The 16,158-nt window shown below is 66.4% G+C and carries 18 protein-coding genes; 12 read left to right on the top strand and 6 right to left on the bottom strand.

All coding sequences use genetic code 11. The features are described 5' to 3' along the window. Positions 1–132 precede the first annotated feature (132 nt). The 3 genes from AC24R4_RS11510 to ftsB all read left to right on the top strand — a co-directional run bounded on the left by AC24R4_RS11510 (position 133) and on the right by ftsB (position 2,359). Positions 133–423, top strand: a complete 291-nt coding sequence (locus AC24R4_RS11510; protein ID WP_400392732.1) for a DUF1330 domain-containing protein — start codon at positions 133–135, stop codon at positions 421–423. A gap of 63 nt (positions 424–486) precedes the next feature. Beyond that, positions 487–1,776: a phosphopyruvate hydratase gene (gene eno, locus AC24R4_RS11505; protein WP_153948918.1), complete on the top strand. Its 1,290-nt coding sequence runs from the start codon at positions 487–489 to the stop codon at positions 1,774–1,776. A 241-nt stretch (positions 1,777–2,017) separates the two neighbouring features. Next, positions 2,018–2,359, top strand: a complete 342-nt coding sequence (gene ftsB, locus AC24R4_RS11500) for a cell division protein FtsB (RefSeq protein WP_153948917.1) — start codon at positions 2,018–2,020, stop codon at positions 2,357–2,359. 96 nt (positions 2,360–2,455) lie between these two features. Here the strand turns inward: ftsB and AC24R4_RS11495 are convergent, their stop codons facing one another. The 3 genes from AC24R4_RS11495 to AC24R4_RS11485 form a co-directional block, all read right to left on the bottom strand. Beyond that, on the bottom strand, positions 2,456–2,866 hold the full coding sequence (locus AC24R4_RS11495; RefSeq protein WP_487523159.1) for a hypothetical protein: 411 nt from the start codon (positions 2,864–2,866) through the stop codon (positions 2,456–2,458). A gap of 167 nt (positions 2,867–3,033) precedes the next feature. After that, on the bottom strand, positions 3,034–4,038 hold the full coding sequence (gene hslO, locus AC24R4_RS11490; protein WP_487523158.1) for an Hsp33 family molecular chaperone HslO: 1,005 nt from the start codon (positions 4,036–4,038) through the stop codon (positions 3,034–3,036). A 47-nt stretch (positions 4,039–4,085) separates the two neighbouring features. After that, positions 4,086–4,610, bottom strand: coding sequence for a gamma carbonic anhydrase family protein (locus AC24R4_RS11485; protein WP_066738778.1), 525 nt, complete (start codon positions 4,608–4,610; stop codon positions 4,086–4,088). Between the two features lie 132 nt (positions 4,611–4,742). On the opposite strand from AC24R4_RS11485, the gene AC24R4_RS11480 reads away from it, so the two are divergent. After that, on the top strand, positions 4,743–5,627 hold the full coding sequence (locus AC24R4_RS11480; RefSeq protein WP_400392581.1) for a ferritin-like domain-containing protein: 885 nt from the start codon (positions 4,743–4,745) through the stop codon (positions 5,625–5,627). Here the strand turns inward: AC24R4_RS11480 and AC24R4_RS11475 are convergent. Then, positions 5,624–7,363 carry an acetate--CoA ligase gene (locus tag AC24R4_RS11475; protein ID WP_400392578.1) on the bottom strand — a complete coding sequence of 580 codons (1,740 nt, stop codon included), beginning with the start codon at positions 7,361–7,363 and terminating at the stop codon, positions 5,624–5,626. The two genes, AC24R4_RS11480 and AC24R4_RS11475, sit on opposite strands and share 4 nt — an antisense overlap. Positions 7,364–7,508: 145 nt before the next feature. Between AC24R4_RS11475 and AC24R4_RS11470 the strand changes: the two genes are divergently transcribed. Then, a complete protein-coding gene (locus AC24R4_RS11470; RefSeq protein WP_400392575.1) occupies positions 7,509–8,402 on the top strand; it encodes an alpha/beta fold hydrolase in 894 nt (297 codons plus the stop codon). A 38-nt stretch (positions 8,403–8,440) separates the two neighbouring features. On the opposite strand, the gene AC24R4_RS11465 is transcribed toward AC24R4_RS11470, so the two are convergent. Continuing rightward, positions 8,441–9,508, bottom strand: coding sequence for an NAD(P)/FAD-dependent oxidoreductase (locus AC24R4_RS11465; RefSeq protein ID WP_400392572.1), 1,068 nt, complete (start codon positions 9,506–9,508; stop codon positions 8,441–8,443). A 120-nt stretch (positions 9,509–9,628) separates the two neighbouring features. On the opposite strand from AC24R4_RS11465, the gene AC24R4_RS11460 reads away from it, so the two are divergent. The 7 genes from AC24R4_RS11460 to AC24R4_RS11430 all read left to right on the top strand — a co-directional run bounded on the left by AC24R4_RS11460 (position 9,629) and on the right by AC24R4_RS11430 (position 15,758). After that, positions 9,629–10,474, top strand: a complete 846-nt coding sequence (locus tag AC24R4_RS11460) for a 3',5'-nucleoside bisphosphate phosphatase (protein ID WP_400392569.1) — start codon at positions 9,629–9,631, stop codon at positions 10,472–10,474. A gap of 31 nt (positions 10,475–10,505) precedes the next feature. Next, positions 10,506–11,141 carry an L-threonylcarbamoyladenylate synthase gene (locus tag AC24R4_RS11455; protein ID WP_153948910.1) on the top strand — a complete coding sequence of 212 codons (636 nt, stop codon included), beginning with the start codon at positions 10,506–10,508 and terminating at the stop codon, positions 11,139–11,141. Between the two features lie 103 nt (positions 11,142–11,244). Continuing rightward, positions 11,245–11,910 carry a site-2 protease family protein gene (locus AC24R4_RS11450; protein WP_400392566.1) on the top strand — a complete coding sequence of 222 codons (666 nt, stop codon included), beginning with the start codon at positions 11,245–11,247 and terminating at the stop codon, positions 11,908–11,910. A gap of 60 nt (positions 11,911–11,970) precedes the next feature. After that, a complete protein-coding gene (locus AC24R4_RS11445; protein ID WP_400392563.1) occupies positions 11,971–12,540 on the top strand; it encodes a class I SAM-dependent methyltransferase in 570 nt (189 codons plus the stop codon). Positions 12,541–12,708: 168 nt separating this feature from the next. Further along, positions 12,709–13,593: a 4-hydroxy-tetrahydrodipicolinate synthase gene (dapA, locus tag AC24R4_RS11440; RefSeq protein WP_400392560.1), complete on the top strand. Its 885-nt coding sequence runs from the start codon at positions 12,709–12,711 to the stop codon at positions 13,591–13,593. Positions 13,594–13,651: 58 nt separating this feature from the next. Beyond that, a complete protein-coding gene (gene bamC / locus AC24R4_RS11435) occupies positions 13,652–14,902 on the top strand; it encodes an NlpB/DapX family lipoprotein (protein WP_400392558.1) in 1,251 nt (416 codons plus the stop codon). Positions 14,903–14,969: 67 nt separating this feature from the next. Continuing rightward, entirely contained in the window at positions 14,970–15,758 is a 789-nt protein-coding gene (locus AC24R4_RS11430) for an MBL fold metallo-hydrolase (protein ID WP_400392556.1), read from the top strand. Between the two features lie 98 nt (positions 15,759–15,856). On the opposite strand, the gene AC24R4_RS11425 is transcribed toward AC24R4_RS11430, so the two are convergent. Next, positions 15,857–16,096, bottom strand: a complete 240-nt coding sequence (locus AC24R4_RS11425; protein ID WP_082926518.1) for a hypothetical protein — start codon at positions 16,094–16,096, stop codon at positions 15,857–15,859. Positions 16,097–16,158: the final 62 nt, after the last annotated feature.

The following is a 16,158-nucleotide window of genomic DNA, read 5'->3' as shown; positions in this document are numbered from 1 at the left end:
CCAGCCAGCAGTACCCGCCGCCCGCGCCTGTCGCGGGCGGTGTCGCTTCCGATGCGTCAGATCGGGTGCGCGCGTGAGTCGCCCCGGACGCACTGGTATCGAAAGACAATACAAAAGATTCGGAGATAGCGTATGGCCGCCGGCCTTATCATCGCGTACGTCGACGTGACGGATCCCAAGCAGTACGAGCAGTACAAGGTGCTTTCCACGCGGGCCATGCAGGCGCACGGCGCGCAAGTGCTGGTGCGGGGCGGCAAGACCGAGCCGCTCGAGGGGCAATGGGCGCCAACGCGCGTGGTGGTGCTGAAATTCCCGAGCTACGAGGCCGCCAAGGCCTTCTACGCCAGCGAGGAATACCTGGCAGCCCGCCAATCCCGCGCGCATGCGGCAAAGATGAACATGATCGTCGTGGAAGGCGTCTAAGACTTCCACCCGTCATCTGGCACGTAGAAGATTCACGAAGATTCAACAGTCCTGAGAGGAAATATGAGTGCAATCGTAGATATCATCGGTCGCGAGGTGCTGGACTCGCGCGGCAATCCCACGGTCGAGTGCGACGTGCTGCTGGAATCCGGCGTGATGGGCCGTGCCGCCGTGCCGTCGGGTGCATCGACCGGCTCGCGCGAAGCCATCGAACTGCGTGACGGCGACAAGTCGCGCTACCTGGGCAAGGGCGTGCTGAAGGCCGTCGAGCACATCAACACCGAGATCTCCGAAGCCATCATGGGCCTGGACGCTTCCGAGCAGGCGTTCCTGGACCGCACGCTGATCGAACTGGACGGCACCGAGAACAAGGGCCGCCTGGGCGCCAACGCCATGCTGGCCGTGTCGATGGCCGTGGCCAAGGCCGCCGCCGAAGAGGCTGGCCTGCCGCTGTACCGCTACTTCGGCGGTTCGGGCGCGATGCAGATGCCGGTGCCGATGATGAACATCGTCAACGGTGGCGCGCACGCCAACAACAGCCTGGACATCCAGGAATTCATGATCATGCCCGTGTCGCAGACCAGCTTCCGTGAAGCCCTGCGTTGCGGCGCCGAAGTGTTCCATGCGCTTAAGAAGATCCTGGCCGACAAGGGCATGTCGACGGCCGTGGGCGACGAAGGCGGCTTCGCACCGAACTTCTCGTCGAACGAAGAGTGCCTGAACACCATCGTGCAGGCGGTGGAAAAGGCCGGCTACAAGATGGGTGAAGACGTGCTGCTGGCGCTGGACTGCGCCGCCAGCGAGTTCTACCACGAGGCCGAAGACGTCTACGCGCTGGAAGGCGAAGGCCTGAAGCTGTCGTCGACGCAATTCGCCGACTACCTGGCCAACCTGTGCGACAAGTTCCCGATCGTGTCGATCGAGGACGGCATGGCCGAAGGCGACTGGGAAGGCTGGAAGACGCTGACCGAAAAGCTCGGCAAGCGTGTGCAGCTGGTGGGTGACGACCTGTTCGTGACCAACACCAAGATCCTGAAGGAAGGCATCGAGAAGGGCATCGGCAACTCGATCCTGATCAAGATCAACCAGATCGGTACGCTGACGGAAACTTTCGCCGCTATCGAGATGGCCAAGCGCGCAGGCTATACGGCCGTGATCTCGCACCGTTCGGGCGAGACCGAGGACAGCACGATTGCCGACATCGCCGTGGGCACCAACGCTGGCCAGATCAAGACCGGCTCGCTGTCGCGTTCGGACCGTATCGCCAAGTACAACCAGCTGATCCGCATCGAGGAAGATCTGGGCGATATCGCCACGTACCCGGGCAAGAGCGCGTTCTATAACCTGCGCTGATCCCCCGAGCCTGCCGTCGGCGCGTGCCGGCGGCGAGCCAACGAAAAACGCCGCTCCCGGGTTTGCCGGGGCGGCGTTTTTTGCGATCTGGTGTGGCGATTGTGCCGATATCCGGTGCCGGACGCACTGTTGTTGCGCTTTGTAGCGTCTTTTGTTTTGCAATCTGCGGCCGCATGATGGATCATTGGTGCCCATCGGAAACCTCCGACCACGCCATTATTCCATTGCGCCTTTTGCTCCGATGCGCCTGATTTCCCTGCTGTTGTTCGTGCTGTTGCTGGCCATTCAGTACCCGCTCTGGCTGGGCAAGGGCGGCTGGCTGCGCGTGTGGGATCTGAATCGCCAGGTGGGCGAGCAGGTCACGCACAACCAGGCGCTGAAACTGCGCAACGCCAAGCTGGAAGGCGAAGTGAAGGACCTGCAGGATGGCACGGGCGCCATCGAAGAGCGCGCCCGCTACGAGCTGGGCATGGTCAAGGACGACGAGGTGTTCGTCCAGTTCGTGGCCCCGGCCCCGAAGGTCAGCGCCACGCCGCCACTGCCGCCGCCTGCCAATTCCGTCGCCGGACGCGGCGGTCACTAGGCATCAGCCAGCGGGCGTCATCCAGCGGGTGTCATCCAGTATCAGAGCCGGCCGCGCAATGCGGCCGGTATCGTTTCCGGACGCCGCATCACCGCATCACCACCAGCCGCCGTACGGATAACCGCCGTAGCCGTACCCCGGGAAGCCGAAGCCGACGCCGGCGCCCCAGCCACCGCCGCCGCCACCCCAACCGTTGTAGAACATGTTGACGCTCGTATTCGGGTAGTACGACGCGCGGCTCCATGCGGCCGCCGACTGCTGGTTGGCCATCACCGTGGCCTGCTCCTGAAGGATCTGCTGGTTCAGCACCCCCAGCCTCTGGCGCTCGGCGTCGCTAAGCGGGGCGGGGGGAATGGCATGGTCCGGCAATCGTGCCGTGGCCGGCACGCCGTCGGGGCTGCGCGGCACCGGCGCCGCGCAGCCGGCGATCAAACCGGCAAGGGCCAGTACGCTGGCCAGCTGGCAGGCCAGGGCAGGGGTCGATGTGGAACGAATGGTCGCTGTCATATCGGACTCCGTTCGAACGGCTGAAGAACAAGCATGCCATTGGACCCGACCACCCGTGTGTGAGGTTCCGCACGGTAGGCGGACCCGATGGTTTTCCCCGGTTTCCCGGTTTCCCGGGCGCTTCCGGTTTTCCCGCCCCGATCTGCCAGAAAGGGGCGGGCGGCAGCTCAGTGCTGCTGATTGGCACCCTCGCCAGCGCCCGTGGCCACCGGCGCGGTGAACAGCTGGGCGGCATCCACGGGGTCGAACGCATAGCGTTGCCCGCAGAAATCGCAGTGAATCTCCACCTCGCCGCGCTCGGCGATGATGCCTTCGATTTCCTCCCGGCCCAGCGTCTGCAGCATGCCCGCCACTTTTTCGCGCGAGCACGAGCACTGGAAGTGCGGTGTCATTGGCTCGAACACGCGCAGGCCCGCATTCTGCAGTTCTTCCCAGAACAGGCGGCGCAGCAGGGTATCCGGGGTTTCGGCCAGCAGTTCGTCTTCCTTCAGCGTGGCGCCCAGCTGGCAGGCGCGATCCCAGGTGTCCAGATCCTGGCCCTGTCCTTCGTCGGTCAGCGCGCCGCCGGTCTCGCCGATCTGCGCGCCGGCCGTGCCACCATACGACGGCAGCTTCTGCAGCAGCATGCCGGCCGCCACCTGGTCGTTCGACGCCAGCCACAGCCGCGTATCGAGCTGTTCGGACGCCTGCATGTAGTGTTCGAGCACCTCGGTCATGGTCGCCAGCGGGCCATGTTCGTCGGCCAGCGGCACGATGCCCTGGTAGGCCTGCTGGCCCGGCAGCTTGTCCTGCGGGTCCAGCGTGATGGCGAAGCGGCCCTTGCCATGCACGTTCACGAGCTGCTTGAGCGTGGCGTCGTCGGCAATCTCGGCGCCCTCGGCAATCTTGGCCGTGGCACGCAGCGACAGGTCGGACAGGCATTCCACCACCAGCATGCGCACCGGCCCGTCGCCGTGTACCTGCATGACCAGCGCGCCATTGAACTTCAGATTGGCCGACAGCAGCGCCGCGGCCGCGATCATCTCGCCCAGCACGCGCCGCACCGGCTCCGGATAGGCATGGCGGTTCAGCACCTCTTGCCAGGTGGATTCGATGCGGACCAGTTCGCCACGCACGGGCGCGGCATCGAACAGGAATTTCTGAAGCGTATCGGGATTCGAGGAGGCGGTCACGGTTCTGTCTAGCGGTTAAGTCGGCGTATCGGCTGCGTCCAGGGCGGTCAGCCGATGCGCTTGAGTTCGGTCTTGTATACGGCCTGCCGCTTCGCATACGTCTCTGCGTTGCGATAGAGGTTGGCCACGTCGGCGTCGGTCAGTTCGCGCACCACCTTGGCGGGCGCGCCCAGAATCAGCGAGCGGTCCGGGAACACCTTGTTCTCGGTGATCACGGCGCCTGCGCCGACCAGGCATTCCTTGCCGATCACCGCGCCATTGAGCACCACGGCCTGGATGCCGATCAGCGAGCCTTCGCCCACGGTGCAGCCATGCAGCATGGCCTGATGGCCCACGGACACCTTGTCGCCCAGCGTCAGCGGACGGCCCGGATCGGTGTGCAGCACCGAGCCTTCCTGGATGTTGGTGTCTTCGCCCACCACGATCGGCTCGTTGTCGCCGCGAATCACCACACCCGGCCAGGCGCTGGCACGCGCCTTGAGCGTCACGTTGCCGATGATGGTGGCTTCCGCCGCCACATAGGCGTCCTCGTGGATTTTCGGGGCGGTATCGCCGAGCTGGTAAAGCGCCATGGGGTCTCCTGCTGAATGTGCGTAATTGGGGATGGCCGCGCCGATTAAAAGAGCCCGCCGAAAGGGCCGGCCCGGGGACAAGCTTCGGGCGGGCAGGGGCTCTACAATGGCGGCTTCCCGAATTTTACGCCTATGCCAGTGATCGCACCCGCCGACATCGCGTCCCCGCCACTTGTCGAGCCCCTGCCCGCAGCCGGCGCCGTGCCGGCCTCGGCGCGCCGGGGCGCACTGGACGTGCTATGCATGACCGATGCCCGGGCCAAGGCCGCGGCGGCCCGCGCCCTGTATGCCGCGTTGCGGGCCGGTGGGGATACCGTGGTCGACCCCGATGAACACCTTGTGGCGGCGCCCGGCGCGGTGCCTGGCCGCCCGGCGCGTCCCGAACTGGTGCCGCCAATGCGGGTGGAGCGGCGCCGGTCGATCCACACCACGGCCGGCCGCGCCAACATGATCCACGCGCTGTGCCATATCGAATTCAACGCGATCAACCTGGCACTCGACGCCGTCTGGCGTTTTTCCGGCATGCCGGCCGATTATTACCGCGACTGGCTGCGCGTGGCCGACGAAGAGGCCTATCACTTCACATTGCTGGCCGATCACCTGCAGACGCTGGGTGCCACCTATGGCGATTTCCCGGCGCACAACAGCCTGTGGGAGATGACTGACAAGACGGCGGGCGACGTGCTGGCGCGCATGGCGCTGGTGCCGCGCACGCTGGAAGCCCGCGGGCTCGATGCCTCGCCGCCGGTGCGGGCCAAGCTGGCCGACGCCGGCGACGAAGCCGCCGCCGCGATCATCGACATCATCCTGCGCGACGAGGTGGGCCACGTGGCCATCGGCAATCGCTGGTACCGCTGGCTCTGCACCCAGCGCGGGCTGGAGCCAGTGGCCACCTATGCGCAGCTGGCCGAGCAGTACAAGGCGCCGAAGCTGCGCGGCCCGTTCAACCTCGACGCCCGCCGCGCGGCGGGGTTCGACGAGGATGAACTGGCGTGGCTGGAGGCCTCGGCCGGCTAGTTCGCCGGATGCCCGGCCTGCTGCTGCGCGCGTTCCTGCTCCATCAGCCGCAGCACGCGGCGCTGGATCTTGCCCGTGGTCGTCATCGGCAGCTGGTCGATGAATTCGATGGCCTTCGGGTATTCATAAGGCGCCAGCTGGCCGCGCACATGTTGCTGCAGCTCGGCCACCAGCGCCGCATCGTTGTCGAACGAGCGCGCCACGGCGGGCGTCAGCACGATGAACGCCTTGACGATGGCCCCGCGCTCGGGGTCTGGCGACGGCACCACGGCGCAGTTCGACACCGCCGGATGCTTGAGCAGGCAGTTCTCGATCTCGCTCGGCCCGATCCGATAGCCCGATGACTTGAACACGTCGTCGGCGCGGCCCTGATACCAGAGATAGCCATCGGCATCCATGCGCGCCAGGTCGCCGGTGCGGCACCAGCGCAGCCCGTCCGATTCCGAATATTTGCCAGCCGTGGCGGCCTCGTTCTTCCAGTAGCCCAGGAAGAATACGGGGTCGGGATGGCCGTGGACATCGGTGGCGCAGACGGCCACCTCGCCATCCTCGCCCGGCGCGCACGGGCGGCCTTCCTCGTCGATCACGGCCACGCGGTGGCCCGGATAGGGGCGGCCCATCGACCCCGGCCGCGCCGGCCAGCCCAGGCGGTTGTTGTCGTATTGCGCCGTGCAGTTGCCGACGATGTAGTTGATCTCGGTCTGGCCGAACATCTCGTTGACGATCACGCCCAGCGCGTCGCGGCACCAGGTGAATACCGTCTCGCCCACGGCCTCGCCGGCGCTCATGATGGCGCGCAGCTTCAGATCGTATTTTTCCGAAGGCGTCGGGCAGGCCTTCATCATCTGCTTGAGCGCGGTCGGGAACAGGAAGGTGTTGGTCACGCCGTAGCGTTCCAGCAGTTCGAACGCGCGGTCGGCCGTAAAACGGCCCTGGTAGCCGACGATCGGACGGCCGAAATACAGCGCCGGCATCAGCGCATCCCACAGTCCGCCGGTCCAGGCCCAGTCGGCGGGGCTCCAGAACACGTCGTCATCCTGCGGATACCAGTTCTGCGAGCAGACAAAGCCGGTCAGGTTGCCGATCAGCGCGCGGTGCGGAATCAGCGCGCCCTTGGGCGGCCCCGTGGTGCCGCTGGTGTAGATCAGCACCGCGGCTTCGTCGGCCTTGGTCTGTTCGGCCGTGAAATCGGGCAGTTGGGCGGCCAGCAGGGCGTCCCAGTCCAGGTCGCCGCGGCCGGTGGCGTGGCCGGCGCCGATGATGGTCTTCAGCGTGGGGCAGTCGGGGCGGGCGGCCAGCAGGTTGTCGATCGAGGTTTCGTCGGCAATGGCCACGCGCGTTTCGCTGTGGTCGATGCGGTAGGAAAGGGCCTCGGGGCCGAACAGCATCGACAGCGGCATGGCAATTGCGCCAAGCTGATATACGGCCATGCCGGCGATGACCGTCTCGATGCGCTGGGGCATCACGATGGCCACGCGGTCGCCGCGCTGCACGCCAAGCGCGCGCAGCGCCCGCGACAGCCGGTTGGCCTCGGCCTGGATATGCGCATATGTGTATGACGCGCGCCGGCCGTCCTCGTGTTCGGTATGCACGGCGACGCGGCTGGCCGTGGCCGGGTCGCGCGCCCAGCGGCCGCAGCAGACTTCGGCCAGGTTGAAGAACGCGGGGACGTCCCAGTGGAACGATTCGTGCAGCGCGTGATAGTCGTCACGGCGCGTGGCCGGCAAGGCGGTCATGCAATTGTCTCCAATGTTCCCGCTCGCTTCAGATAGCCGTTTGGCTATAATCCGGCAAGCGAACGATCGTTCTATTTTTATCCGGGCCGCCGCGTGGCCATGGGCTGCGCGCGCATCGGAAGACCCGGGCAACAGGGCAGACACCATGACCATCACGGAAACTTCGCGTTCCGAATTTATCACGCTGCGCGGCCTGCGCACGCACGTCCGCCACTGGGGACAACCCGGCGCGCGCAAGCTGTTCATGCTGCATGGCTGGATGGATGTGGCGGCGTCGTTCCAGTTCCTGGTCGATGCGTTCCAGCGCGACTGGCATGTGATCGCCATGGACTGGCGCGGCTTTGGCGAATCCGATTACCCGACGCAGTACCCGGGCACGCGCTCGTACTGGTTCCCCGATTACGTGGCCGACCTGGAGGCGCTGCTCGACCATTACCAGCCCGAGGGGCAGGTAGACCTGGTGGGTCACAGCATGGGCGCCAACGTGGTGTGCATCTACGCCGGCGTACGGCCCGAACGCGTGCGCCGCGTGGTGGACCTGGAAGGGTTCGGCCTCACGCGCACGCGGCCAGACCAGGCGCCAGCCCGCCTGGCGCGCTGGCTCGACGAACTGCGCACGCCGCCCGAACTGAAGACCTACGACAGCGAGGCCGCCGTGGCCGCACGGCTGCAGAAGACCAATCCGCGCCTGCCCGACGACCGCGCCGCCTTCCTGGCTGCGCACTGGTCACGCCGCAATGCAGCGGGCCGCTGGGAGATCCTGGGCGATGGCGCGCACAAGATGACCAACCCGACGCTGTACCGCATCGACGAGATCATGGCGATCTGGGAAAAGGTGGCCGCACCGGTGCTGCACGTGGAAGCGCGCGATTCGGCGACGCTCAAGCACATCGCGCACAAGCAGAGTATCGACGAGTTCAAGGAGCGGTTCCGCGCCTTTCCGGATTTCAGGGAAGTGCTGGTCGATGACGCCGGGCACATGCTGCACCACGACCAGCCGAAGGTGGTGGCGGGGTTGATCGAGGAGTTCTTGGGGTAAGTGCTGGAAATTTACCCCACCCAGCCACTCGCGCTGGCTCAAGCGTGCGTCAGCTTTGCCTTCAGCGCCGGGTTGTTGCTGGTGTGCATATGAACCAGCGCCTTGTCGGGGAACGCGTAGTGATACGCCTTGCGCAGCGCCAGCGCGGCTTCGTGGAAGCCCGACAGGATCAGCTTCTGCTTGTTTGGATAAACGGCGATGTCTCCGGCCGCAAAGATGCCGCGACGCGAGGTTTCGTAGGTGGTGGTGTTCTCGATGTGGATGCGGCCGGCGTGCATGTCCAGATCCCACTGGGCGATCGGCCCCGGTTCGGACACCAGCCCGTACAGCGCGACGAGTTCGTCGGCCTCGATGGTGCGGTCGCCATCGCGGGTCTTGATGCCGGCGTGGGTGAGGGCGCCGGCGTCGTCGGTTTGCAGGCTGCCGAGCATGCCGACCACGAAATCCATCTCGCCCGCGTCAACGGCGGCGCGCATCGCGCCCACCGTGTGATCGGCGGCACGAAAGCCTTCGCGCCGGTGCAGCAGCGTGACGCGTGCCGCCACCTTGCGCAGCGCCAGCGCCCAGTCCAGCGCGGAATCGCCGCCGCCGGCCACGATCACGCGCTTGCCGGCGAAGCGCGACACGTCGCGCACGGCGTAGTGCACATGCCGGTCTTCCAGCGCGGCGGCCTCGGGCAGCGACACGCGCTGCGGGGCGAACGCCCCGGCACCGGCGCAGATCAGCACCGCCGCCACGTCGAATCGCTTGCCGCCATCGGTCGTGATCAGCAGGCGCGGATGGCCATCGGCGCCATGGGTGTCGCTGACGGACTGCGCACGCTGGCTGAAGTGCATCGGAAACGCGAACGGCGCGCACTGTTCGAGCAGGCGATCCACCAGTTCCTGCGCCAGGCAGCCCGGCACGGCCGGAATGTCATAGATCGGCTTTTCGGGATAGAGCTCGGTGCATTGGCCGCCGGCGCGGTCCAGCACGTCGATCAGCTCGCACTTGAGCCCCAGCACGCCGGCCTGGAACGCCGCGAACAGGCCCACGGGGCCGGCGCCGACGATCAGCACGTCGGTCTGGATGGTTTCCGGGGGCGTGGCGGCGGGCGTGGAGGACATGGCGGGAAGCGGAAAAATGCGGTGTGGACAGGCCCCATCATACCTTGCGTGCCACGGCAATCCGGGCACACCACCTTTGACGGCAGGGCTAAAAAAGCCTGCCGGGAGTAGAATATGCCCATGCAAAACGCCCATGCCATCAACGCCGACCTGCACTGCCATTCCACCGTGTCCGACGGGATGTTGTCACCGTCCCAGGTGGCCGCACGTGCGCACGCCGGCGGCGTGGCGTTCTGGGCGCTGACCGACCACGACGAGGTGGGCGGCCAGGCCGAAGCCCGCGCCGCCGCCGAATCGCTGGGCATGCGCTATGTGCCTGGCGTGGAGATTTCGGTCACCTGGGCCGGGCAGACCGTGCACATCGTCGGCCTGCAGATCGATCCGTTCAACGCGGACCTGATCGATGGCCTGGCCCGCACCCGCGACGGCCGTGCGCGCCGTGCGCAGGACATCGGCGAGGCACTGGCAAAAATCGGCATCCCCGGCGCCTACGAAGGCGCGCTGCGCCACGTCGGCAATCCCGACCTCATTTCGCGCACGCACTTTGCGCGCTGGCTGGTGGACGAGGGCCGCTGCAAGACCATCGGCGATGTGTTCAGCGAATACCTGTCGGAAGGCCGCCCGGGCTTCGTGCCGCACCGCTGGTCGGCATTGCAGGACGCCGTGGGCTGGATTCGCGGCGCCGGCGGCATTGCGGTGATGGCGCACCCGGGTCGCTACAACTACACCGATCTGCAACACGACGCGCTGTTCGACGAATTCACGCAACTGGGCGGCCGCGCGGTGGAGGTAGTGACCGGCAGCCATACGCCCGACCAGTTCCGCCGTTACGCCGATGTGGCGCGCCACTATGGCCTGCTGGCGTCGCGCGGATCGGATTTCCACGGCCCCGGCGAGGGCCGGGTGGAAATCGGCACGCTGCCGCCGCTGCCGTCGGACGTCACACCGGTCTGGTACGACTGGTAATCCGCCCCTTCCCCCGAAAGCCGCGCCCCTCATGTCCCAGTACTTCGAGATCCATCCCGACAACCCGCAGGCGCGGCTGGTGAAGCAGGCCGCGCAGATCGTGCAGAAGGGCGGGCTGATCGCGCTGCCCACCGATTCCAGCTACGCGCTGGCCTGCCAGCTGGACGACAAGTCCGCCGTGGAACGCCTGCGCCGGCTGCGCGGCATCGACGAAAAGCACCATCTGACGCTGATGTGCAGCGACCTGTCGGAACTCGGCAACTTCGCCCGGGTCGATAACCGCCAGTACCGCTGGATCAAGGGCGCCACGCCGGGTCCGTACGTGTTCATCCTGGAGGCGACCAAGGAAGTGCCCAGGCGGCTGTCGCACCCGGCGCGCAAGACCATCGGCGTGCGCGTGCCCGATCACCTGATTCCGCTGGCGCTGGTGGCCGAGCTCGGGCAGCCGCTGATTTCGGCCACGCTCCAGCTGCCCGGCGACGAGGCGCCGATGAACGAACCAGCCGAAATCCGTGCGCGGCTGGAAAAACAGATCGACCTGGTGATCTGCGGCGGCCCGGCGCCGGCCCAGCCGACCACGGTGATCGACCTGACCAGTGGTGAACCGGAACTGGTGCGTGCCGGGCGGGGCGATGTGGAGCGATTCGGCCTGACGGCCGCCGCCTGATCCTGCCCGCCTTGTCATTTGACCTGTCGTTTCTGATACATACCGCACATCCACGGACATGCCGGACAGCCTTCGGCGCCGGCGGCCCAATAGAATAGTTCGCATGGATTCCTCGATCGTCCAGACCTTTGCCGTATATGCGCTGCCCGTGCTGTTCGCCATCACGCTGCATGAGGCCGCGCATGGCTTCGTGGCCAGGTATTTCGGCGACAACACCGCCTGGCTGCTCGGGCGCGTCAGCCTGAACCCGATCCGCCATATCGATCCGATCGGCACCGTGGCCGTGCCGCTGCTGCTGTATTTCCTGACCGCCGGACAGTTCGTGTTCGGGTTTGCCAAGCCCGTGCCGGTGGTGTTCAGCCACCTGCGCAACCCGCGCTGGCACGGCATGTGGGTGGCGCTGGCCGGGCCCGGCAGCAATATCGTCCAGGCGTTCCTGTGGGCCCTGATCGCCGTGGGCCTGGCGCTGGCGCAGATCCAGGAGCCGTTCTGGAGCCAGATGGCCCGCGCCGGCGTGCTGGTCAACACCGTGGTGGCCGCGTTCAACCTGTTCCCCATCCCGCCGCTCGACGGCGGCCGCGTGCTGACCGCCTTTCTGCCGCGCCGCATGGCCGAGGCGGTGGGCCGTGTCGAGCCGTACGGCATCTTCATCGTGCTGGCGCTGGTGGCCGCCGGGGTCATCACGCGGATCTGGATGCAGCCTGTGATGACGGTGCTGCTGTCGATCGTCGAACTGATGCTGCGCCCGGTGCTGATGGTGCTGCAGTAACGCGCGCCGGGTGCCTACTCGTGCCGGCTTGCCGGTTCCCTCCTTTTTCCGTTCCGCTCCATGCACTCCCAGCTTGCCGCGCCTTCCACCTGGCTGACCCGATGGGCCCACCTGATCCGGCCCGGCGGCCGCGTCCTTGATCTGGCCTGCGGCAGCGGGCGGCACGCCGCGTGGCTGGCAAGGCAGGGGTTTGCGGTGCTGGCCGTGGACCGCGATGCCGAGGCCGTCGCCGGGCTGCCGGCCGGCATCGACGGGCGGGTGGCCGATCTGGAGCAGGGCGCCTGGCCCCTGGCGGACGCCGGGCGGTTCGATGCCGTGGTGGTCACCAACTATCTGCACCGGCCGCTGTGGCCGCATCTGCTGGACGCGCTGGCGCCGGGCGGCGTGCTGATCTACGAGACCTTCGCGGCCGGCAACGAGACCGTCGGCAAGCCGTCGCGGCCCGATTTCCTGCTGCGGCCCGGCGAACTGCTGGAGGTGACCCGGGGCATATTGCGCGTGACGGGTTACGAGGACGGCACGCTGGCGGCGCCGCGCGAGGCCTTCGTGCAGCGGATTTGTGCCGTCCGCGAGGCGTCCGTCAGGCCGCCGGAGGCGCCGCCGCCCCGTTATCCGTTACCGGTGGCGTAACCCGGGCGCCGCCGCCGTGAGGCGCCGGGGGCCCAGCGCAGGCCGTTGGCGAGACCGGCGCGCCACACGTTACGCCCGCTAACGTTTTCCCTCACTGATAGGGGGTCCGGAGGCCCTGACGGTTCCGGTACAATCCCGTTTGTTCGAATTTCCCGAATTCCCTGAGATATGACACAGATTACCGGCAGCATCGTGGCCATCGTCACCCCGATGCATGAGGATGGCAGCCTGGATTACCCGGCCCTGCGCGCCCTCATCGACTGGCATGCGGCGGAAGGCACCGATGGCATCGTGATCGTGGGCACCACGGGCGAGTCGCCGACGGTCAACGTCGAGGAGCATTGCGAACTGATCCGCGTGGCAGTCCAGCAGTCGGCTGGCCGCGTGCCCATCATCGCCGGGACCGGCGGCAATTCCACGAACGAAGCCATCGAACTGACCGCCTTCGCGAAGAAGGTGGGCGCCGACGCGTCGCTGCAGGTCGTGCCGTACTACAACAAGCCGACGCAGGAAGGCATGTACCGCCATTTCCGCACCATCGCGGAAGCCGTGGACCTGCCGGTGCTGCTCTACAATGTGCCCGGCCGTACCGTGGCGGACATGAACAACGAGACGATCCTGCGCCTGGCGCAGGTGCCGGGCATCGTTGGCGTGAAGGAAGCCACCGGCAATATCGACCGTGCCGCGCAGCTGATCAAGGACGCCCCCGATACCTTCGCCATCTACAGCGGCGATGATCCCACCGCGGTGGCGCTGATCCTGCTCGGTGGCAAGGGCAATATCTCGGTCACCGCCAACGTGGCGCCGCGCAAGATGCACGAGATGTGCGTCGCGGCCCTGAAGGGCGATGTGGTGACGGCCCGCCGCCTGCACATGGAACTGATTGACCTCAACCGTGCGATGTTCGTCGAGGCCAATCCGATTCCGGTCAAGTGGGCGCTCCAGCAGATGGGCAAGATGGCAGGCGGCATCCGCCTGCCATTGACCCCGCTGGCGGAAGGCCAGCACGAAACCGTGCGCCGCGCGCTGGCAGCGGCCGGCCTGCTGGGCTGAGATTCGCCGGCTGAACGTTCGGCTATTCGCCGATTCTTGAAACCAGGATTACGTGTCAATGAAACAGAAGCTTAACCGTCGCGGCGCGACGCAGATCCGCCGTGTCGCCGTGGTTGCGCCCGTGCTGGCGCTGACGCTGATTGCCGGCTGCAGCAGCATCAATGAAGCCATGCAGCCCGACAAGATCGACTACAAGTCCCAGGGCAAGAAGACCGCGTCGCTGGACATTCCGCCGGACCTGACCAAGCTCGAAGGCGACCGCCGCTATACCGTGCCCGACGCCGCCGGTACGTCGACGCTGTCGAACTACCAGCAGGCCACCAAGACGCGCGAAGCCGAACCGGCTACCAACGTGCTGCCGTCCTCGCAGGGCATCCGCATGGAGCGTGATGGCAACCAGCGCTGGCTCGTCATCAGCAATGGCATGCGTGCCGACCAGCTGTGGGAGTCGCTGCGCGGCTTCTGGCAGGAAAACGGCTTCCTGCTGACGCAGGATTCGCCGCAGACCGGCATCATGGAGACGGACTGGGCCGAGAACCGCGCCAAGATTCCGCAGGACATCATCCGCAACACGATCGGCAAGGTGTTCGACGGCCTGTACTCGACCTCCGAGCGCGACAAGTTCCGTACGCGTGTGGAGCGCGCCCAGAACGGCCAGCTCGAAGTGTTCATCAGCCACCGTGGCGCGCAGGAACAACTGACCGGCGTCGACAAGTCGACCACGGTCTGGACGCCGCGTCCGGCCGATCCGGAATTGGAAGCCGAATTCCTGTCGCGTCTGGCGCAGCGCCTGGGCGTGCAGAAGGAGCAGGCCAACCAGATGGCCAAGAACCCGACGCCGGTGGGCAATGCCGCGGCCGCCGCAGCCCCCGCACCGTCGGGCGACGCCACGGGTATCGGTGCCGCCGCGGCAACGGGTGCGGCGACGGCCAGCGCCGCCGAAACCAAGTCGTTCCTGGCGCAGGTCAATGGCACGCCGGCACTGCAACTGCCGGAGCCGTTCGATCGCGCATGGCGCTCGGTCGGCCTGTCGCTGGATCGCGTGAACTTCACGGTGGAAGATCGCGACCGCGCGCAAGGCCTGTACTACGTGCGCTACGTGGATCCGAAGCAGGCAGTGGACGATCGCGGCTTCTTCTCCAAGCTGTTCACCAAGCCCAACGACGGCAAGACCGCGAAGAAGTATCGCGTGTCGCTGAAGGGCAATGGCACGGGTACGACGGTCACGGTGCAGAACGATGCCGGCCAGCCGGAAAACACCGAGATCAGCAAGCGTATCCTGTCGCTGCTGGACGAACAGCTGCACTGATGGTCGTCTGTCGTCCATCGATCCCGACGGCGCCCGCCGTCGGGCATCTCCCCAGGCGAGCGCATCCATGATGCGCTTTGCTTTTTTGGGAAGTGGCAGCGAAGGCAATTCGCTGCTGATCGAGGCCGGCGAGGGCGCGTCCGTGACGCGCGTGCTGCTCGACTGTGGCTTCGGCATCAAGGAAACGGCGCGTCGTCTTGAGCGCCTGGGTGTATCCCCCACGCAACTCGACGCGGTGCTGGTCACCCACGAGCACGGCGACCATGTGGGCTCTGCCTACGCGTTTGCCGCGCGCCACAAGCTGCCTGTCCATACGAGTCACGGCACCTGGCTGGCCACCTCGCATATGCGTGGCGCGGACCAGGCCGACGTGCGGGTATGTTGCGCCGATCACGTGTTTTCGGTGGGTGCCCTTCAGATCCATCCCTATACCGTGCCGCACGATGCGCGCGAGCCGCTGCAGTTCGTGCTGACCGATGGCGATGCCCGGCTTGGTGTGCTGACCGATGCCGGCATGGAAACGCCCTACGTCACGGCACGGCTGGCAGGCGTCCATGCGCTGGTCCTGGAATGCAACCATGACCGCGACATGCTGGCCAACTCGGTCTATCCGTGGTCGCTGAAGCGTCGAATCGGGGGCGACTTCGGCCACCTGGCCAACGATATCGCGGCCGCCATCCTGTCGCAGGTGACCCACGCAGGCTTGTCGCGCGTGGTGGCGGCGCACCTGAGCAAGCAGAACAATACCCGCGAACTCGCCGCGGGCGCGCTGGCCACGGTGCTGGGAGTACTGCCTGATGAAATTCTGATCGCGGATCAGGAAGAGGGGTTGGGCTGGCAGCCCGTGCGGGCATAATCGGCGAACGCCGATCCCGCTAATAGCGCAGCGTCAGATAATCGCCAAAACAAAAAGCCGACCCGAAGGTCGGCTTTTTGTTTTTCGGAAAGATCCGATTACTGCTTGGCAGCCGGAGCCGAAGCGTCAGCAGCCGGAGCCGAAGCGTCGGCAGCCGGGGCCGAAGCGTCAGCAGCCGGAGCAGCAGCTGCGGGAGCCGAAGCGTCAGCAGCCGGAGCAGCAGCGGCGGGAGCCGAAGCGGCGGTATCAGCAGCGGGGGCAGCGGCTTCTTCCTTCTTGCCGCAAGCGGCCAGAGCAACAGCAGCCAGCAGGGATGCGATCAGGAGAGACTTCTTCATTGTTCGTCCTTTAACTTTTAATAAAACGAAAACAGGCGATGAATAATTACCGGTAATTATCG

The sequence above is a fragment of the Cupriavidus sp. CER-90 genome (assembly GCF_057652055.1).
The sequence above is the reverse complement of the archived record's forward strand: the minus strand, read 5'-3'. Positions and strand labels throughout refer to the sequence as shown.